4 protein-coding genes are annotated in these 3,971 nt (G+C 72.8%); 2 read left to right on the top strand and 2 right to left on the bottom strand.

Translation table 11 applies throughout. From position 1 onward, the window contains the following. Positions 1-784: ABC transporter substrate-binding protein (locus tag I5E_RS10600; RefSeq protein WP_022906961.1), on the bottom strand; the 784-nt coding region annotated here is incomplete at its 3' end. 238 nt (positions 785-1,022) lie between these two features. Between I5E_RS10600 and I5E_RS10595 the strand changes: the two genes are divergently transcribed. Continuing rightward, on the top strand, positions 1,023-2,180 hold the full coding sequence (locus tag I5E_RS10595) for a baeRF2 domain-containing protein (RefSeq protein WP_022906960.1): 1,158 nt from the start codon (positions 1,023-1,025) through the stop codon (positions 2,178-2,180). A 167-nt stretch (positions 2,181-2,347) separates the two neighbouring features. Here the strand turns inward: I5E_RS10595 and I5E_RS10590 are convergent, their stop codons facing one another. Continuing rightward, a complete protein-coding gene (locus I5E_RS10590; RefSeq protein WP_042723774.1) occupies positions 2,348-3,496 on the bottom strand; it encodes an MFS transporter in 1,149 nt (382 codons plus the stop codon). Between I5E_RS10590 and I5E_RS10585 the strand changes: the two genes are divergently transcribed. Next, on the top strand, positions 3,442-3,971 hold a 530-nt coding region (locus I5E_RS10585), incomplete at its 3' end, for a GntR family transcriptional regulator (protein WP_441294328.1). The genes I5E_RS10590 and I5E_RS10585 overlap by 55 nt on opposite strands.

Below are 3,971 nucleotides of genomic sequence, written 5' to 3'. Positions count from 1 at the left end.
CGCTCGCCGCCGCGGCGTACCAGCCGGGGGAGTACGCACCGGCACTCGTGTCGACGAGCTTGTCGTCGATGACGCCGTCGAAGAAGTCGGCGACCATCATGGTCTTGTCGTCGGTCATGTCGACGACCCACTCGTCGCCGTCGACCTTGAACCACCGGGCGCCGGCCTGCTGCGCGTACGCGGCGAAGGGGGAGGCGTCGGCGACGGGGAAGACCTCGAGGTAGTTCTGGGCCCCGGTCGACCGGACCTTCTCGGCGAGGTCGCGCCACTCGTCCCACGTCGTCGGGGGTTCGCCGCCGGCCTGCTCGAGGATCGCCGTCTGGTAGTAGAAGCCCATCGGGCCGGTGTCCTGCGGGATGCCGTAGATGCCGTCCACGAACGACACCTGCGCCCAGGCCGCGTCGTCGTACTTCGACTCGAAGTCCTTCGCGCCGTACCGGGCGAGGTCGGTGAGGCCGTTGGCGAGCATGAACTCGGGGATCTGCCGGAGCTCGACCTGGCCGATGTCGGGGCCACCGCCGGCCGCGAGCGCCGAGTACATCTTCTGGTAGCCGCCGCTGTTGCCGCCGGGGATCCAGTTGGCCGTGACCTGGATGTCCGGGTGCGACTCGTTCCAGACGTCGCACACCTTCTGCAGGTCCTTGAGCCAGGCCCAGTAGGTCAGCTCGACCTTCTGCCCGCTCGCCGCGGCGGGGATGAGTGCCGCCTTGTTCACGTTGGTGGAGCCCGGCACGGCGCACCCGGCCAGGAGTCCGGCGGCAGCGGTGCCCAGGCCGAAGCCCAACAGCTGTCGTCTCGATATCGCGCTTCGGTTCGCTTGTGGCCGCATTGCCTGGACTCCGGTTCGTCGTCGATCGGGGTGCCCTCCACCCAACCACAAAACCGAGCAGGGCTGTACTTTCACGCAGACTCTGGGTGTTCGCTCCGGGCCGTGGGCGACGAGGGCCGAACAGGTGGAGTGTGGGCGCACACGAAACGTCGGGGTTCGTGACAGCCCCGGCGACCGTCCGAGAGGAGCTGCCATGACGTCGACCAACGCGACGAGTGAACTGCACGAGATCCTGGGACAGCGGCTGGAGGGCGGTGGGACCTGGGCCTGGGCGTACGCCGACGTCTCCGGCAACGTGGACGACCCGAGACGGCAGGCGGCGCTGCGGCTCCGTGTCGTCGAGGGGGCGCTCCGGAAGCAGGGCGCGGCCGACGACGTGGTCGACCTCGTCGCCGGCGAGTTCGAACAGGCACCGGGGGTCCCGTCACCCGTCACCCGGTACGTCCTCGTGCACGACGGCACGCTCGTGATCAGCGAGGTGCTCCCCGGCACGCTGCACGGCCCCGAGTCCGTCGGGGTCGGCGACGTCCCCGACCTCGTCCCGCTGGTCGCCCACCGTCCGGTCGACCTGCCGTTCCTGGTGGTCCACGCCGGCAAGGAGGGCGGGGCGTTCCGCGCCTACCGACTCGGCCACGCACCGGTGTCGCACGACGAGCAGCAGGTGCAGGGACACAACGACACGCTGCACTACGCCAAGGCGGGGACGGGCTGGAAGCAGCCGCACTGGCAGCAGCACACCGAGGAGATCTGGAAGCAGAACTCCGCCGAGACCGCCGCTTCCGTCGACGAGGCCGTCCGGACCCTCCGGCCGGGGCTCGTCGTGGTGGCCGGGGACGTCACCGCACGCGAACTCCTCGTGAAGGCGCTGTCGTCGGAGACCCGCGGACTCACCTCCGTCTTCCCGGGAGACCCCCGCGCGGACGCCGCGTCGAAGCAGGCCTTCGTCGAGCACGTCGAGACCGCTCTCGCCCGTGTGGTGGCCACCCGGCGGCACGACCTCGAGCAGCTGCTCCGCACCCACGTCGGCCGTGGTGACAACCTCGCCGTGACGGGGCTCGGCGCCGTCGTCGGGGCACTGCAGCAGGCGCAGGGCGCGGTCGTCGCGCTCGACGCGGTGGCCGTCGGGGACAAGACGCTCCTCGCGCTCGCCGGAGCCCCGTGGGTCGCGACCGCGCCGGAGCAGGCCGGCGGGACGCCCGTGATCGGGGCGGTACCGGCCGTGTGCGCGCTCGTCCGCGCGGCCGTCCTGACCGACGCGGAGCTCGTGCTCGTCAACGCCGCGTCGCTGCCGGGCGGGGTCGCCGCGGCCGCGCTGCTGCGGTGGCCGGTCGGTCCGGCCGTCCCCGCCTGATCCCGGCCCGGGGCGGGCCCGGTCGCGGGCCCGCTCCCGAGCGCGCCCAGTCGGAACGTGCGTACCTGGTCGGAACCGGCGTACCTGGTCGGAACGGGCGTCCCTGGTCGATCCGTTCGACCCGGTACGCCCGTTCCGGCTCCCCATCGCAAGCGTTCTGGGAAGTCTCAGTCCTGCAGGGACCGGTCGCGCCGGGGGACCAACGGCAGCGCCAGCAGCGGCAGCACCCCGACGACCCCGAACGACGCCGCGAACCCGACCGCCCCGACGAGCGCACCGATCCCGGGGCCGACGGCGCTCGCCGCGATGAACTGCCCGGTGTTCTGCGCCCCGAGCGCGCGTCCCGACCAGAACGGTCCGGCAGCCTCGGCGACCGACGTGTATGCCAGGCCGTTGTCCGCGACGGTCACGCTCGTCGCGACGACCAAGAACACCGCGGCGGCCGCGAGGTGCGTGGCGTCCACCAGGGCCAGCAGCCCCATCACCGCCGCGGCGCTCACGGCGACGATCCGCAGGGGGCCGACCCGGGACGCGGCGCGGTCGCTCCAGGCGCCGACGAGGATCCGGCCGATCGCCCCGACGAACTGCGAGGCGCCGACGAGCAGCCCGGCGGCCGGGGTCGACCAGCCGAGGCCGACGAGCCACACCAGCCCGTAGGTCGACAGCGTGAACTGCGGCACGACCAGCAGGACCGACACGGCGTGGATCCGCCAGAGGAAGCCGTCCGCGCGGTACGGGTTCGCGACGTGCGCCACCGGGGCTTCGGCGCGGGACGGCCTCGGCGGGTTCCGGATGCCGATCGCGCAGGCGACGGCGAGCACGGCGCACAGCAGGATCGGCAGGACGAGGGCCGCACGGAGGCCCACCGCCTCGGCCAGCTGCGGGACCGTGACCGCCGCGAGCGTCACCCCGAGGGGCTGCGACATCTGCCGGATCCCCATCGCCAGTCCGCGCCGCTCCTTCGGGAACCACCCGACGACGACCCGGCCGCTCGCGGCGTTCGTCGAGGCGCTCGTCATGCCCGCGGCGAGGAAGGCCAGGCCGAGCAGCACGGGGTTGCCCGCAGCAGCCCAGGCGCCGACGACCGCCAGGGTCGTGAGGACGAGCCCGCCCGCGATGACCACGCGTTCGCCGATGCGGTCGGTGACCGCACCCCACGCGATGAGCGTGAGGACCATGCCGAACGTCGGTGCCGCGGCGAGGAGCCCCGCGAGGGCGAGCGGCGTGCCGTGCGCGTGCAGGAACGGGATGAGCAGGGCGGGTGCGGACACCACGAGGGTGCCGGCCGCCTGGGCGGCGACGCCGAGAGCGAGCATCGTCCAGGCGCGCGTGGTGGAGGTCACGGAGTCGTCCCGTCGTGGAACTGATTGGTATACCACAACGGTATACCATCCGGACCCGAACGCCGCTAGGCTGGATCGCCGTGACCGAGACGACCGAACCAGCGCCCGTGTCGCAGACGAGCCAGCTCTACGACAACCTCCGTGCCGCGATCCTCACGCTCGAGATCGCCCCGGGGGAGCGCATCTCCGAACGCGGGCTCGAAGCGCGGTTCCACGCCTCGCGGACCCCGGTCCGGGCGGCGCTCTCGAGGCTCGAGCGCGAGGGGCTCATCCTGCACGAGGGGCGCTCGTGGACGGTCACGCCGATCGACCTCGACGAGATCGCGTCGCTCGCGGAACTCCGGGGCGTCCTCGAGCCCCGCGGCGCCCGGNTCGCCGTGAAGCGGGCGTCCGGCGCGCAGCTCGACGAGGTCCGCGCGCACCTCGACAGCCTCCGACCGACCCCGGA

It is taken from the genome of Curtobacterium sp. B18, from assembly GCF_000333375.1.
In the GTDB taxonomy this organism is placed as follows: Bacteria; Actinomycetota; Actinomycetes; order Actinomycetales; family Microbacteriaceae; genus Curtobacterium.
This window is presented reverse-complemented; position numbering and strand designations above follow the sequence as displayed.

Bases quoted from the DNA above. Each gene is read 5' to 3' on its own strand.
- I5E_RS10595 (WP_022906960.1), top strand. From the start codon at position 1,023: ATGACGTCGACCAACGCGACGAGTGAACTGCACGAGATCCTGGGACAG.
- I5E_RS10590 (WP_042723774.1), bottom strand. From the start codon at position 3,496: ATGCTCGCTCTCGGCGTCGCCGCCCAGGCGGCCGGCACCCTCGTGGTG.